The organism is Bradyrhizobium sp. USDA 4354 (genome assembly GCF_054060315.1).
In genome coordinates, this window is record NZ_JBSSDC010000001.1 from 2051291 (window position 1) to 2065415 (window position 14125).

At 66.0% G+C, this 14125-nt stretch carries 14 protein-coding genes; 5 read left to right on the forward strand and 9 right to left on the reverse strand.

Going from position 1 to position 14125, the window contains the following annotated elements:
- Positions 1–18: 18 nt before the first annotated feature.
- The gene (locus ACVIIV_RS09590) at positions 19–795 is read left to right on the forward strand and encodes a methyltransferase domain-containing protein (RefSeq protein WP_456743968.1); all 777 of its coding nucleotides are present in this window, start codon (positions 19–21) and stop codon (positions 793–795) included.
- Between the two features lie 100 nt (positions 796–895).
- Here ACVIIV_RS09590 and ACVIIV_RS09595 read toward each other — a convergent pair whose 3' ends face one another.
- The 5 genes from ACVIIV_RS09595 to ACVIIV_RS09615 form a co-directional block, all read right to left on the reverse strand.
- Positions 896–1663: a DUF4167 domain-containing protein gene (locus ACVIIV_RS09595; protein ID WP_456743969.1), complete on the reverse strand. Its 768-nt coding sequence runs from the start codon at positions 1661–1663 to the stop codon at positions 896–898.
- Between the two features lie 463 nt (positions 1664–2126).
- Positions 2127–3008, reverse strand: coding sequence for a peptide chain release factor N(5)-glutamine methyltransferase (gene prmC, locus ACVIIV_RS09600; protein ID WP_456743970.1), 882 nt, complete (start codon positions 3006–3008; stop codon positions 2127–2129).
- 3 nt (positions 3009–3011) lie between these two features.
- A complete protein-coding gene (gene prfA, locus ACVIIV_RS09605; RefSeq protein ID WP_456743971.1) occupies positions 3012–4097 on the reverse strand; it encodes a peptide chain release factor 1 in 1086 nt (361 codons plus the stop codon).
- Between the two features lie 56 nt (positions 4098–4153).
- The gene (gene ptsP / locus ACVIIV_RS09610; RefSeq protein ID WP_456743972.1) at positions 4154–6421 is read right to left on the reverse strand and encodes a phosphoenolpyruvate--protein phosphotransferase; all 2268 of its coding nucleotides are present in this window, start codon (positions 6419–6421) and stop codon (positions 4154–4156) included.
- A 373-nt stretch (positions 6422–6794) separates the two neighbouring features.
- On the reverse strand, positions 6795–8051 hold the full coding sequence (locus ACVIIV_RS09615) for an aspartate kinase (RefSeq protein ID WP_456743973.1): 1257 nt from the start codon (positions 8049–8051) through the stop codon (positions 6795–6797).
- Between the two features lie 153 nt (positions 8052–8204).
- Between ACVIIV_RS09615 and ACVIIV_RS09620 the strand changes: the two genes are divergently transcribed.
- The 3 genes from ACVIIV_RS09620 (at position 8205) to ACVIIV_RS09630 (ending at position 10452) form a co-directional block, all read left to right on the forward strand.
- Positions 8205–8672: a PH domain-containing protein gene (locus ACVIIV_RS09620; RefSeq protein WP_456743974.1), complete on the forward strand. Its 468-nt coding sequence runs from the start codon at positions 8205–8207 to the stop codon at positions 8670–8672.
- 14 nt (positions 8673–8686) lie between these two features.
- Positions 8687–9454, forward strand: a complete 768-nt coding sequence (gene ubiG, locus ACVIIV_RS09625) for a bifunctional 2-polyprenyl-6-hydroxyphenol methylase/3-demethylubiquinol 3-O-methyltransferase UbiG (RefSeq protein WP_456743975.1) — start codon at positions 8687–8689, stop codon at positions 9452–9454.
- A gap of 98 nt (positions 9455–9552) precedes the next feature.
- A complete protein-coding gene (locus ACVIIV_RS09630) occupies positions 9553–10452 on the forward strand; it encodes an EamA family transporter (protein ID WP_456748695.1) in 900 nt (299 codons plus the stop codon).
- On the opposite strand, the gene ACVIIV_RS09635 is transcribed toward ACVIIV_RS09630, so the two are convergent.
- The 4 genes from ACVIIV_RS09635 to ACVIIV_RS09650 are packed head-to-tail and all read right to left on the reverse strand — an operon-like array spanning position 10449 to position 12923.
- Positions 10449–10931, reverse strand: a complete 483-nt coding sequence (locus tag ACVIIV_RS09635) for a DUF1178 family protein (protein ID WP_456743976.1) — start codon at positions 10929–10931, stop codon at positions 10449–10451. The two genes, ACVIIV_RS09630 and ACVIIV_RS09635, sit on opposite strands and share 4 nt — an antisense overlap.
- Positions 10928–11806 carry a carbon-nitrogen hydrolase family protein gene (locus tag ACVIIV_RS09640; protein ID WP_456743977.1) on the reverse strand — a complete coding sequence of 293 codons (879 nt, stop codon included), beginning with the start codon at positions 11804–11806 and terminating at the stop codon, positions 10928–10930. The genes ACVIIV_RS09635 and ACVIIV_RS09640 overlap by 4 nt, the downstream gene beginning before the upstream one ends.
- Entirely contained in the window at positions 11803–12078 is a 276-nt protein-coding gene (gene grxC, locus ACVIIV_RS09645; protein WP_456748696.1) for a glutaredoxin 3, read from the reverse strand. The genes ACVIIV_RS09640 and grxC overlap by 4 nt, the downstream gene beginning before the upstream one ends.
- Positions 12079–12125: 47 nt before the next feature.
- Positions 12126–12923, reverse strand: a complete 798-nt coding sequence (locus ACVIIV_RS09650) for a ComF family protein (RefSeq protein WP_456743978.1) — start codon at positions 12921–12923, stop codon at positions 12126–12128.
- A 205-nt stretch (positions 12924–13128) separates the two neighbouring features.
- Here ACVIIV_RS09650 and ACVIIV_RS09655 point away from each other — a divergent pair, with 205 nt between their 5' ends.
- Positions 13129–13977 carry a methyltransferase domain-containing protein gene (locus tag ACVIIV_RS09655; RefSeq protein ID WP_456743979.1) on the forward strand — a complete coding sequence of 283 codons (849 nt, stop codon included), beginning with the start codon at positions 13129–13131 and terminating at the stop codon, positions 13975–13977.
- The last annotated feature ends 148 nt before the right edge of the window (positions 13978–14125 follow it).

Here is a 14125-nt window from a genome sequence, read left to right on the forward strand (position 1 = left end):
GCATGTTACATTGCCGTCATGACCATCGACGTCGTCGACCTCCGCGAGTTCTATTCCCGCCGCCTCGGGATCGTGGCGCGGCAAATGATCAATCGCGGCATCAGGGAGCGCTGGCCCGGCGCCGAGGGCCAGCGCGTGCTCGGCATCGGCTATCCCACGCCCTATCTGGGGTTGTTCCGCGAGGACGCCGAGCGCTGCCTCGCCTTTATGCCGGCGGCCCAGGGTGTGCTGAAATGGCCGACGGGCCGGCCGGCGCTGGCCTCGCTGGTCGACGAATTCTCGCTGCCGCTTCCCGACGCCGCTGTCGACCGCATCCTGCTGGTGCACGCGCTTGAGATGTCGGACGATCCGGCTGCGCTGCTGCGCGAGGTGTGGCGGGTGCTGTCGCCGTCCGGACGGGTGATCGCCGTGATCCCGAACCGGCGCGGGGTGTGGACCCGCACCGACAGCACGCCGTTCGGTCACGGCCGGCCCTACTCGCGCTCGCAGATCACCGAGCTGTTACGCCAGACCTGGTTCACGCCGACCGCCTGGGGCGAGGCGCTGTTCATGCCGCCTTACGCGGGCGGCTGGGTGCTGAAATCGGCGCAGATGTGGGAACGTGCCGGCGCGGCGATGTCGCTGCCCTTTGCCGGCGTCCATATCGTGGAGGCGACCAAGCAGGTCTATCGCGCGATCCCCGCCAAGCGCGAGCGCGCGCGGCTGATTCCCTCGCTCGCGAAGCCGGTGCTGGTGCCGTCCTCCTCGACGACAGTGACGCGCAGTTCGCTTCACCTCTCCCCGACGGGGAGGTGATCCGTGCTTGCGGCTCTCACCGAGAGAGACAACGGACATCGTCAAAAACAAATCGTCCCGGCGAGGCCGGGACGATCCAGATCAGAACATCAGAAGAAGCTTACTCGCCCGAGGCGACCTCGTCGCTCGACGCGGCGGGGGCCGCTTCGCGCTCGGGACGCGGCCCATGCGGCCGGCGGCGCCGGCGCGGATAGCGCTCGCCGCCGCCACCGCCCTCGAAGCCGCTCTGGCCGCCATTCACTTGCGGCTGCGCGCCGGTGATGAAGGACGGCAGGCGATCGACGCCGCCGGCATCGGCGATGACGGGCTGCGGCTGGTTCGCCGGTTGCGGCTGTGGCTGATATTGCGGCTGCGGACGATGCTCGCGTTCGCGGTGCTCGCGCGGCTGCTGGTTGTCACGCTGATAGGGCTGCTGGTTGTCGCGCTGCTGATGATCACGCTGGTGGTGGTGATCGCGCTGGCCATCGCGGTCGCGCGTGAATGTCTGCTGCTGGGGCTGCGGGACGAAGCCTGGCTCCTGGCCGAAGGCCGAGAAATTCTCGCCGTCGTCCTCGCCGTCATCGCTGCTGCTGCTGGGCTCATCGCCGCGCGGTTGCTGGTTCTGGCGGAACTGCTCCTGGGCCGCCGCGATCAGGCGGAAATAGTGCTCGGCGTGCTGGTAGTAGTTCTCGGCTGCAACGGGGTCGCCGGAGGAGCGCGCGTCACGCGCAAGCTGGAGATACTTTTCGGCGATGTGCGAAGCGGTGCCGCGAATCTTGATGTCGGGTCCGTTGGACTCGTAGACCCGGGTCATCGGGTTCTGGCCGCGTCGGTTGTTGTTATTGTTGTTGCGGTTGCGCATCCGCTGCTTGTTTTGACCGTTTCTCATGTCCTGCCTTCAATTCCAGCCCTAAAGGTTGCACGCATTACTGATTGCCAGGAGTGACCTGGTGACAGCGGCTCACAACCCTCGCGCACCGCGCGCAAGAGCGGATCGAACCCTGCCGATGTTCGTCGACCATCGCGTTCAACAAAGACGCGTTCCCCACCCGCCAGCATCCATTGCCAGCGAACCCATTCATTTCGCCTGCCGAAACAAGCCCAGCTTTCTTGCGTAAGTCTTCAAGCGCAATATCTGGCTTTCGTTCACGTTGCGGTCGGAGAGCAGCGCAGCTCCACTGGCCATCGCGCTCAACAGGACCTGCGGCTTGGAACCTTTAAATCAGTAAAGCTCTCGCCCGAGAGCCCGGCTTTCGCCCGTAGGGTCTACGGGGGCCGGCACCGATGTGTTGAACGGAACGTAGTCGTTCCCAGGCGATATTCCAAGAGGTTTTTGCAGCCCAATCCGGCTTTTATGGGGGCATTTTTCGGGCCGAGACGGCCCGCTGAATGCCTGCCAGGTCGGCCTTGGGTGGCCTGTCCAGCGATAACGCGGCACCCCTCATCAAGGTTTCAATATTTTGGGCCTGGCCCTGTCCGGCCTCGACGATCAGCGCGCCGCCGGGCGCGAGCCGTTCGGCCGCCTGCGGGATCAGGGCGCGGTAGGCATCATATCCGTCATTGCCGCCGTCGAGCGCCAGATGCGGATCATGCTCGCGTACCTCGATGCTCAATTTCGGAATCTCGCCCGAGGGAATATAGGGCGGGTTCGAGACGATGAGGTCGAACGGGCTGCGGAGCGCCGCGGCGTAGGAGCAGGCGACGAAGGCGGCGCGGTCGGCGAGGCCGAGCGCCGCGGCGTTGTCCCTGGCGGTTCTGAGCGCGTTCTGGCTGAGATCGGTGCCGACGCCGAAAGCATCCGGAATTTCGTGCAGCAGCGCGAGCAGGATCGCGCCGGATCCGGTGCCGATGTCGGCGATGCGGGGTGGATGAGAGGCCTGCCGCTCGCGAAAAAGCTCAAGCGCACGCTCGACCACGGTCTCGGTGTCGGGCCGCGGAACCAGGGTTGCTTCCGACAGGCGGAATGGCAGGCCCCAGAATTCGCGCGTCCCGAGAATGCGCGCCACCGGCTCGCCGGCGATGCGGCGCTGTGCATGCTGCGCGAGCCGCGATGCTTCGGTTGCGGTGAGAGGGCGGGCAGCCTGCGTGACCAGGCCGGTGAGGTCGAGGCCGAGTGCCGCACTTATCAGGATGCGTGCGTCGAACTCGGCTTCGTCGAGCTGCGCCGATTTCAGTTGCGCAGCCAGCGTCCGCCGCGCGCGCTCGATGGATTGTCCGGCGAAAGGGTTGCTCACGTCTCAGGCCGCCGCGCCTTGTGCAGCGAGCTGTGCGGCCTGGTGCTCTGTCGTCAGTGCGTCGATCAATTCGCCCAGCGCTTCACCCGCGATCACCTGCGGCAGCTTGTAGAGCGTCAGGTTGATGCGGTGGTCGGTGACGCGCCCCTGCGGAAAATTATAGGTGCGGATGCGCTCGGAGCGGTCGCCGGAGCCGACCTTCTCCTTGCGCTCGGCCGAGCGGGCCGCATCGACGCGCTGGCGCTCGGCGTCGTAGATGCGCGAGCGCAGGATGTTCATGGCCGAGGCGCGATTCTTGTGCTGCGAGCGGCTGTCCTGCATCATCACCACGATCCCGCTCGGGATGTGGGTGATGCGGATCGCCGATTCGGTCTTGTTGACGTGCTGGCCGCCCGCGCCTTGCGCGCGCATGGTCTCGATGCGCAGATCCTCGTTCTTGACGTCGATGTCGACGTCCTCGACCTCCGGCAGCACGGCAACCGTTGCCGCCGAGGTGTGGATGCGTCCCTGCGTCTCGGTGTCGGGCACGCGCTGCACCCGGTGCACGCCGGATTCGAATTTCAGCTTCGAGAACGCGCCGCGGCCCTGCACCTCGGCGATGATTTCCTTGTAGCCGCCGACGGTGCCTTCGCTCGCCGAGATCACCTCGACCTTCCAGCCCTGAAGGCTGGCAAAGCGCTCGTACATCCGGAACAGGTCGCCGGCGAACAGCGAGGCCTCGTCGCCGCCGGTGCCGGCGCGGATTTCCAGTACCACGTTACGGTCATCCATGGCGTCCTTCGGCAGCAGCGCGACGCGGATCTTCTGGACCAGTTCCTCGATTCTGGGCGTCAGCTCGTCGCGCTCGGCTTCCGCCATGCTCCGCATCTCGGCATCGGTCGCGGGATCGGCGATCAGCGCCTCGGCGTCGGCGAGCTCCTTGACGGCGGAACGATAGGCTTTCACCGCCTCGATCAGCGGCGTGATCTCGGCAAGCTCGCGCGTGATCTGCACATAACGCTCGGAGGTGAGCTGCCCGAGCGATTCAGCCTCGAGCGAGGCGTGATGCGCGAGCAGGACGTCCAGTTTGGCTTCGGGAAGTGACGACATCGGTTCAGTCTCAAAGGGCGGAAGGAGCGAGGCGGCGGGGAGCAGCGACAGGTCCGCTACAACGCCAGGCCTTCGGCCTCCGCAAATTCCGTCAGCTTCTGCCGGATCGAGACGCTGCCCGCCGGCGCATCCAGCAGAGGGTTGAGCATCGCTTCGGCCTTCTTGGCGTCGAGGTCGAGCACCATCGCCTTGACCGGGCCGAGCGCAGTCGCCGAGAGCGACAGCGAGCGGTAGCCCAGCGCGATCAGCGCCAGCGCGCCGATCGGCTTGGACGCCATCTCGCCGCACAGCGAGAGCGACTTCTGCGCCGCGTGGGCCCGGCGTGCGATGTCGCGTAGCGCGCGCAGGATCGGCGCCGACATGGTGTCGAAGCGTTCGGACACCTTGGCATTGCCGCGATCGACCGCGAACAGGAACTGGAACAGATCGTTGGAGCCGACCGAGATGAAATCGACCTTCTTCAGGAGCTCGTCGAGCTGGTAGAGCAGGGCCGGCACCTCGACCATGGTGCCGATGTCGATTCTTTCCGGCAGCGTATGGCCGTGCTGGCGCAGATAGGTGAGCTCGCGCTCGACCAGCGCCTTGGCCGAATCGAATTCGGCGACCTCCGAGATCATCGGGAACATGATGCGCAGTGCGCGGCCGCCGCCGGCGCGCAGCAGCGCGCGGATCTGGCCGCGCAACAGGCCGGGACGATCCAGCCCGAGCCGGATCGCGCGCCAGCCGAGCGCCGGATTCTCCTCGATCACGGCTTCCATATAGGGCAGCGCCTTGTCGCCGCCGATGTCGAGGGTGCGGAAGGTGACCGGCTTGCTGCCGGCGGCATCGAGCACGGTGCGATAGAGCGCGAGCTGGTCGCTGGTGCGCGGCAGGCTCTGGCCGACCATGAATTGCAGCTCGGTACGGAACAGGCCGATGCCGGCGCTGCCGGTGTCCTCGATATGCGGCAGGTCGATGGCCAACCCTGCGTTGATCATCAGCTCGACCCTTTGGCCGTCCTTGGTGACGCAGGGCCGGTCGCGTAGCGCCAGATACTGCGCCTGGCGGCGGGCGCGGAAGCGCACGCGCTCGGCAAAGGCCGCCTCGATCTCCTGAGACGGACGCACATAGATCGAGCCGGATGTTCCGTCCACGATGATGGCGTCGCCGGGATCGGCGATGCCGGGCGCGTTCGGCACCTCGCCGACGGCGGGAATGCCGAGCGCGCGCGCCACGATCGAGACGTGGGAATTGGCGGTGCCTTCCTCGAGCACGATGCCGCGCAGGCGCTTGCGGTCGTAATCGAGCAGCGCCGCCGGGCCCATCGCGCGGGCGATGACGATGGCATTGTCGGGCAGTTGCTCGCGCGAAGGCGCATGGTCCTGGCCGACCAGCTGCCGCATCAGGCGGTAGCCGAGATCCTCGAGATCGTGCAGGCGGTCGCGCAAATAGGGATCGGTCGAGCGCAGCATGCGCGCGCGGGTGTCGGACTGCACGCGCTCGACGGCGGCCTCCGCGGTGAGACCGGTGGCGACCGCCTCGTGCAGCTTGTGCGACCAGCCCTGGTCGTTGGCGAACATGCGGTAGGCTTCCAGCACCTCGCGATGCTCGCCGCCATCGGCGACGTCGCCGCGCTCCAGCATGCGGTCGAGGTCGGAGCGCAGCTTGGCGAGCGCGCTGTCGAGCCGCTTGATCTCCTTCGGCAGATCCTCGGCGATGTAGTCCTTGATGACGACGCGGGGCTCGTGCAGCACGACATGGCCGAGCGCGATGCCTTCCGAGAGGATGGCGCCGACCTTCTGCGCGGAATGGCGCGCCGCCGGCTCCAAGCCGGGCTTGGCAAGCGCGGACAGCTCGCCGGAGGCGATCAGCTCCGCCAGCACCATGGCGGTGGTTTGCAGCGCCTCGAGCTCCTCCTCGACATAGTTGCGCTTGGCGCGATTCTGCACCACCAGCACGCCGAGCGTGTTGCCGGCGCGCAGGATCGGCACGCCGAGAAAGGAGTGATAGATTTCTTCGCCGGTCTCGGGGCGGAACGAGAACGCCGGGTGGCTCTGCGCATCGCTGAGGTTGAGCGGCGTCGCCTCGCTGGCGACGAGGCCGACAAGGCCCTCATGAGCGCTGAGCACGGTGTTGTGCACCGCCTCGCGGTTGAGGCCTTCGGTGGCGTAGAGCTCGAGCGTGTTGTCGACGCGCAGCACATAGACCGAGCACACCTCGGCCACCATGTTGGCGGCGATCAGCACCACGATCTTGTCCAGCCGCTCCTGGGCCGAGACCTGCTCCGCCATGGTTTCGCGGAGCCGTCTCAACAAGACGCGGGGACCTCCCGACGCGCTCCGCATGAACCGTCAATCTCCTCCGTCTGCCGGGCCCGGCGGTATCGGCCGGCGGCTGGCCCAAAATTCCAGAAAAACAACCAAATTGTCTGTCCGGCGCAGGCACAAGTCCAAAATCTACTCGAGACTTGGCGTTTGTACCGAATCAGCGCCGCCTGAACTGGGACACAGTCTGCGGCAGCCCACCCTGTCCGCCGTATAGCGAATTGAGGCTTGTTTTGCCAAGCAAAACGCCTGCCAAACGCAACGGTGTGTACACCTTCGCGTTTGCTGCGACCGCTAAGAGAAAATTAGCCTAAGTATGGTCCGGAAAGTGCGAAGCGGTTTTCCGGAAAGATCATGCTCAAACGACAATCTGAAGCGCGACGAGGGTCGCGCTTTAGGCCTGATCGAGGCCGTAGAGCGTGTGCAGGGTGCGCACCGCAAGCTCGGTATAGGCAGTGTCGATCAAGACCGAGAATTTGATCTCGGAGGTTGTAATGGCCCGGATGTTGATGTTCCGCCCCGCAAGGGCCGAGAACGCCTGGGCGGCGACGCCGGCATGGCTGCGCATGCCGCTGCCGATCACCGAGATCTTGGCGACGTCGGTGGCGGTATCGAGCCGTGCATAGCCGATCTTGGCCTTGGCCGCGGTAATCGTATCCTTGGCGCGGGTGTAGTCGGCCGCCGGCACCGTGAAGGTGAGGTCGGTGGTCTTACCGTCCTCGGAAACATTCTGCACGATCATGTCGACATTGATGTTGGCTTCCGCCAGCGGGCCGAAGATCGAGGCCGCAACGCCAGGCTTGTCCTCGATCTGGCGCACCGAGATCTGCGCCTCGTCCTTCGAAAAGGCGATGCCGGTGACGACGTGGCTTTCCATGATCTCCTCCTCGCTGCAGATCAGCGTGCCGGGCGGCTGGTTGGCATGCGGGTCGATATCCTCGGGCTTGTCGAAGCTCGAGCGGACGAAGATCGGCATGTTGTGGACCATGCCGAGTTCCACGGAACGGACCTGGAGCACTTTGGCGCCCTGCGAGGCCAGTTCCAGCATGTCTTCGAATGCGATCTTGTCGAGCCTCTTGGCCTTCGGCACGATTCGCGGATCGGTGGTGTAGACCCCGTCGACGTCGGTGTAGATGTCGCAGCGGTCCGCCTTGACGGCTGCGGCGATCGCCACGGCCGAGGTGTCGGAGCCGCCGCGGCCGAGCGTGGTGATGCGACCCGTCTCGGGGTTGATGCCCTGGAAGCCGGCGACGACCGCGACCTCCTTGCGCTCCCTAAAGCGCTTGATGATCTCGCTGCCGTCGATGTCCTCGATCCGGGCCGAGGCATGGGCGTCGCTGGTCTTGATCGGAATCTGCCAGCCCTGCCAGGAGCGGGCCTGGATGCCCATGCCCTGGAGCACGATGGCAAGGAGGCCTGACGTCACCTGTTCGCCCGAGGCGACCACGGCGTCATATTCGCGCGCATCGTGCATCGGCGAGGCCTCGGTGCACCAGGCGACCAGCTCGTTGGTCTTGCCGGCCATCGCCGAGACGACCACGGCCACTTCATGGCCGGCGTCGACCTCACGCTTCACATGGCGTGCGACGTTGCGGATACGTTCGATATTGGCGACGGACGTGCCGCCGAATTTCATCACGAGGCGGCTCATGACGACGCGTGCATTCCTTCATAAGGATCAGTATGGTGACCCGCATTGGACGGTGCCTCGCGGATACCGACCGCGCGTATACAGAGCGGCGGGGCCGGGGGCAAGCGGGTTCCTGCGGGGGCAGGGCGCGGGGGTAGTGGGTTAACCGAGGTCATGGCGCGCTATATCGACGAGATCCTGCAACCGGGCGAGCGGGTGCTGTATTCGACCAATGCGCACTGGATCTTCTACTTTCCGGCCATCGTGGCCTGGATCGTGGCGCTGGTCCTGTTCGTCTTGTCCCGGCAGGCCACCGCCGACGGGCTCGTTTTGCTTTGCCTCGTTGCCTCTGGTCTCGTGGCTCTGGCGGCCTTGTACTGGACCATCAAGGGCTGGTTCCATCGCTTCACCACCGAAACCGACGTCACCAACCTCAGGGTCGTGCACAAGACCGGCTTCATCAAGCGCCGAACCTTCGAGATGGCGCTCGACAAGGTCGAGAGCGTCGACGTCGACCAGACCATTCTTGGACGTATTCTCAACTACGGCGACGTGACGATTCGTGGCGTCGGCGAGGGCATCGAGACGATCAAGACCATCGCCTCGCCGCTCGCTTTCCGTAGTTCGATCACCACGCGGTAGGACCGCGCGTAACCATGAGCATGCAGCAAAATACTTCCCTTTCTGCCCAGCCGGGCTCGACCGTTGACGCCGCCGAGATCGCGAAATTCTCAAAACTCTCGGCGGAGTGGTGGGACCCCAACGGCAAGATGGCGCCGCTGCACCGGATCAACCCGCTGCGGCTCGGCTACATCCGCGACGCCGCCTGCCGCAAGTTCGAGCGCAACGTGCGCAGCCTCAATTGCCTCGGGTCCTTGCGCGTGCTCGACATCGGCTGCGGCGCCGGCCTGCTCTGCGAGCCGCTGTCGCGTCTGGGCGCGCAGGTCATCGGCATCGACCCTTCGGCGAGCAACATCGCGGCGGCGAAGCTGCATGCCGACAAGAGCCATCTGGCGATCGACTATCGCTGCACCACGGTGGAGGAGATCGATCCGCGCGAGCGCTTCGACATCGTGCTGGCGATGGAGGTGGTCGAGCACGTCACCGACGTCGGCGTCTTCCTGACGCGTTGCGCCTCGATGCTGAAGCCGAACGGCCTCATGGTGGTCTCGACGCTGAACCGCAACTGGAAGAGCTTTGCGCTCGCCATCGTCGGTGCCGAATACGTGCTGCGCTGGCTGCCGCGCGGCACCCACGAATGGAACAAGTTCGTCACCCCCGACGAGCTCGCAAAATGCCTGCTCGACAACCGCCTCGTCATCACCGAGCAGACCGGCGTCGTCTACTCCCCCTTCGCCGACAAATGGTCTCTCTCGTCCGATATGGACGTGAACTACATGGTGGTCGCGGAAGCGATGGTGTGAGGCCATCGGTTGGCGCGAGCATCGCTCCTATGACTTGGGCGTGATTGACCTGTTTCGCCGCAGGCGGCAGGTTGGCCGAAATCTTCGGCCGCCACCCCATGCTCACCATCGCCAGCCTCTGGATTCCCTTCACCGTCATCGCGGCGCTCGGCCAGGTCGTGCGCAACGCGATGCAGCGGTCGTTGACGAAGCCGCTGGGGACCTGGGGTGCGACCAATATCCGCTTCCTGTTCGGCTTCCCGTTCTCGCTGCTGTTCCTCGGCGTGGTGCTGGTCGCGACCGGCGATCATATCGGTCTGCCGCCGGTCGTGTTCTGGCCGTGGCTGCTGCTCGGGGCGCTCAGCCAGATCGTCGCCACCGGGCTGATGCTGCTCGCGATGAACGACCGCTCCTTCGTGGTGACCACGGCCTACCTCAAGACCGAGGCGATCCAGACCGCGATCTTCGGCTTCATCTTCCTCGGCGATCATCTGACCTGGCTGAAGGTGCTGGCGATCGTGATCGCGACCGTCGGTGTCGTCATCACCGCGCTGCGCCCCGGCGGCGAGAAGAGCTTTGCGGAGCTGAAGCCGACCATCACTGGCCTCGTCGCCGCGGCGGCGTTCGCGCTGTCAGCAGTCGGTTTTCGCGGCGCCATCATCACGGTGCCGAACGTCTCGTTCGTGACAGCCTCGTCGTTCACGCTGGTGCTTGGCCTGTTCGTGCAGACGCTGGTGCTGACGATCTATCTGCTCTGGCGCGCGCCAGACGTCTTGCGGGGAATCCTCGGACTATGGAGGCCGTCGATGCTGGCGGGCTTCACGGGCGCCTTCGCCTCGCAGTTCTGGTTTTTGGCCTTCGCGCTGACGGCCGCCGCCAACGTCCGCACGCTCGCGCTGATCGAGGTGCTGTTCGCGCAAGGAGTGGCCTACTACTCGTTCAAGCAGCCGATCTCACCGCGCGAGGTCTTTGGCATTGCGCTGATCGTGATCGGCGTGGCAGTGCTGGTGGGGGCTTAGTTCCGGTCTTCCGGCAGCGTCGGCAGCGGCGAGACCTCGATGCCTTCGTCGATCAGCGACTTCGCCTCTTCCGGCGAGGCCTCGCCATAGATCGGGCGGTGCTCCTTGTCGCCGTAATGCATCGCGCGGGCTTCGTTGGGAAAACGCTCGCCGACATTGTCGGCGTTCTTGACGATGTGATCGCGCAACTCCTTGAGCTTGGCGCGCAGCTCGCGCTCCTGCGCCATCAGCAGCGAGGTCGGTCCTGACGGCGCAGCCTCGGGCGTGGTCGCGGCCGCGGCTTCCGGCGGCGGCGTCGCGCGCCCGCGGCCCTTCTTGCCGACGATGCGCGGCGCCATGATTGCCTTGTCGACCTTGGCCGAGCCGCAGATCGGGCAGGTCACCAGCTTGCGCTTCACCTGCGAATCATAGGCCGACGAGCTCTGGAACCAACTTTCGAAGGCGTGATTGCGGTCGCAGTGGAGCGCGTAGCGGATCATGCCGAGCCCCGCACAAGGTGCAAATGGTCCGGCCCCGCCTTGGGATCGGAGACGCCGAAGCGGCGGCCGTGCTGGAGCGATGGAATAGCCCGGCGCGCCGTTTCGACCTTGGCCGGATCGATCTCGGCCATGATGATGCCGGGCTCGACATCGCCCTCGGCCAGGATCTCGCCCCAGGGATCGATGATCAGCGAGTGGCCATAGGTCTCGCGCTTGTTCTCGTGCAGGCCGGCCTGGGCTGCGGCGAAGACAAAGCAGCCGGTCTCGATCGCCCGCGCGCGCAGCAGCACGTGCCAATGCGCTTCGCCAGTCTTGCGAGTGAAGGCCGACGGCACCGTGATGAAATACGCGCCGCTCTCGGCGAGCGCGCGGTAGAGTGCCGGGAAGCGCAAATCGTAGCAGATCGTCAGCCCGATGCGGCCCCAGGGCAGATCCGAGATCACGGCGGTCTCACCCGGCTGGTAATTGGCGGATTCGCGATAGCTCTCGCCGTCCGGCAGCTCGATGTCGAACATGTGGATCTTGTCGTAGCTCGCGAGCACGTTGCCCTCGGGCCCGATCAGGAAAGAGCGGTTGACCGCCTTCTCCGGCGAGAAGCGCAGCGCCAGCGAGCCGACATGGAGGTGAATCTTCAGCTCCGCCGCAAGCGCCCGGTACGCCTTCAGCGAGGTGTCGTCCTCTTCGCTCTGCAGATGCTCGAACAATGCCTTGCGGTTCAGCTGCATCATGTTGCTGACTTCGGGCGTCTGCACGTAGTCGGCGCCATTGGCCGCAGCCTGCCGGATCAGCCTCGTTGCCTGTTCGAGGCTCGGCCCGGGCATCAGGCCGGTGCGCATTTGCACCATGGCGGCGGTGAAGGTGCGATTCTCGCTCATGAGGCGGCCTTGACGCTATCGAGCAGGCCGTCGAGCTTGCCTTCGCGGTCGAGCGCGTAGAGGTCGTCGCAGCCGCCGACATGGGTCCCGCCGATCCAGATCTGCGGGAAGGTCGAACCTTGGCCGGCGCGGCCGTACATTTCCTGGCGCCAGGACGGGTTCTTGGCGACGTCGAACTCGGTGAAGGTCGCCTTCTTGCGGGTCAGCAGCGACTTGGCGGCGGAACAATAGCCGCAGCCCGGCCTGGTATAGATCTCGACAGCAGCAGTCATCTCGTCTGGCGCTCTCATGTCATGAATTCATTGAATTATATGGGACTTCACCTGATCTCCACAACCCGGGCGAACACCAGCACGTCGACCTGGGCTGCCTTGGCGCGGAGCAGGGCGCGTGCGCAGGCATCCAGTGTCGCACCTGAGGTCAGGACGTCGTCGATCAGGACGACGCGGCGGCCCTGAACCTCGGCCTGATGGTCGGGAGATACCTGGAATGCGCCCTGCACATTGGTGGCGCGCTGGGCCCGCGACAGGCCGATCTGCTGCTCGGTCGCGCGCACCCGCCGCAGCACGTCGCCCCGCGCCTTGACCCCGCTCTGCCGTTCGATGATGCGCGCCAGCGCTCCGGACTGATTGTAGCGGCGCCGCCAGGCCCGCCGCCAATGCAGGGGCACCGGCACCAGCATGTCGGCGCCCATCAGCAACTCGCCGCCCGCGCGCGCCATCCAGCGGCCCATAGCCGGCGCCAGATCGGTGCGGTCCTGGTATTTCAGCGCATGCACCAGCGTGCGCGCCACGTCGTCATAGCGCACCGCGGCGCGGGCGCGCTGGTAGGCCGGCGGGCTTGCGATCGCCTCCATCGACAGCATATCGGGGCCGGGATCATAGACGAAAGGAATGCCGAGCCGCGGGCAGTAGGGCCGTTCAATGAACGACAGCCGCGCCCAGCACGAAGCGCAAACGCCCTCGCCGTCCACCGGCTCGTGGCAGGATACGCACTGCGTTGGCAGCGCGATGTCGAGCGCGAGCCGTGCCGCCCGCGTCAGCACGTGGCGGCCGGCCGTCCACGCGGCACGCAGCGGCGCGGCGATGGAACGGGCAGGGGCGGCATCGGATTCCATGTGGAGAGGCTAGCGTTGCACCATAGATTGCTCAAGCCATCGTCTCGTGCCGCGGACGCAGCGCTGCGCTGCTCAGCCGGGGCCCAGAGAGCCGCATGTGCAGATGCATGGGTCCCGGCTCTGCGCGGCAGCGCTAAAGAGCGCTGCAGCGCGTCCGGGACACGAGAGCGTTGCAAGAACCGTAGAGATCAGCGTAACCAGCGGCATGGCCCAGAACCCACAAACCCCGCCCACCTTGTTCGATCGTGCCTTGCTGCACGCACGGCAGCGGCGTGCGCGGGCGCAAGGTGCCGTGAGCTTCCTGCTCGATCGGGTCGCCGAGGACATGTCAGACCGGTTGGCCGCTGTGATGCGTGAGTTTCACGCGCCGGCTGATCTCTGGACTCCCGGCGAAGGTCTCAAAGTCCTGCACGCGCGGTTTCCATCGATCGCGCGGATCGCGATTGATGCGGCCGGCGCCGAAAAACTGCCTTTCGCACCAGAGAGCCTCGATCTCGTCGTCTCGGCGCTGGCGCTGCAATTCGTCAACGATCTGCCCGGCGTGCTCGCGCAGATTCGCCGGGCGCTGAAGCCGGACGGGCTCTTGCTCGCCGCGATGATCGGCGGCGACAGCCTGACCGAGCTGCGGCAGGCGTTTGCCGCGGCGGAGGCCGAATGCGAGGGCGGTGTGTCGCCGCGCGTGGCGCCGTTCGCTGATCTCCGCGACATCGGCGCGCTGTTGCAGCGGGCGGGCTTTGCACTGCCGGTCACCGATGTCGACCGGGTCGTGGTGCGTTATGGCAACGCGTTTGCGCTGATGCAGGATCTCCGCCGCATGGGCGCAGCCAATGTGCTGATCGAGCGGCGGCGCACGCCGAGCCGGCGCGCGACGCTGCTGCGCATGGCCGAGATCTACGCCGAGCGCTTTGCCGATGCCGACGGCCGCATCCGTGCGACCTTCGACGTCATCTGGCTATCCGGCTGGGCCCCGCATGCGAGCCAGCAACAGCCGCTGAAGCCGGGATCGGCGAAAGCGAGCCTGGCGGAGGCGGTGAGGAAGGCGGGGAAGGAGTAAATGCGTGTCCCGGACGCGCTGCAGCGTTGTGACGCTGCTGCGCAGAGCCGGGACCCAGTCTTGCCGCAAACATGGGCCCCGGCTCTGCAGCGCACCGCTGAACCGGACGATGCTTCGCATCGCCGGGGAAGCGTTGCGCTGCGTCCGG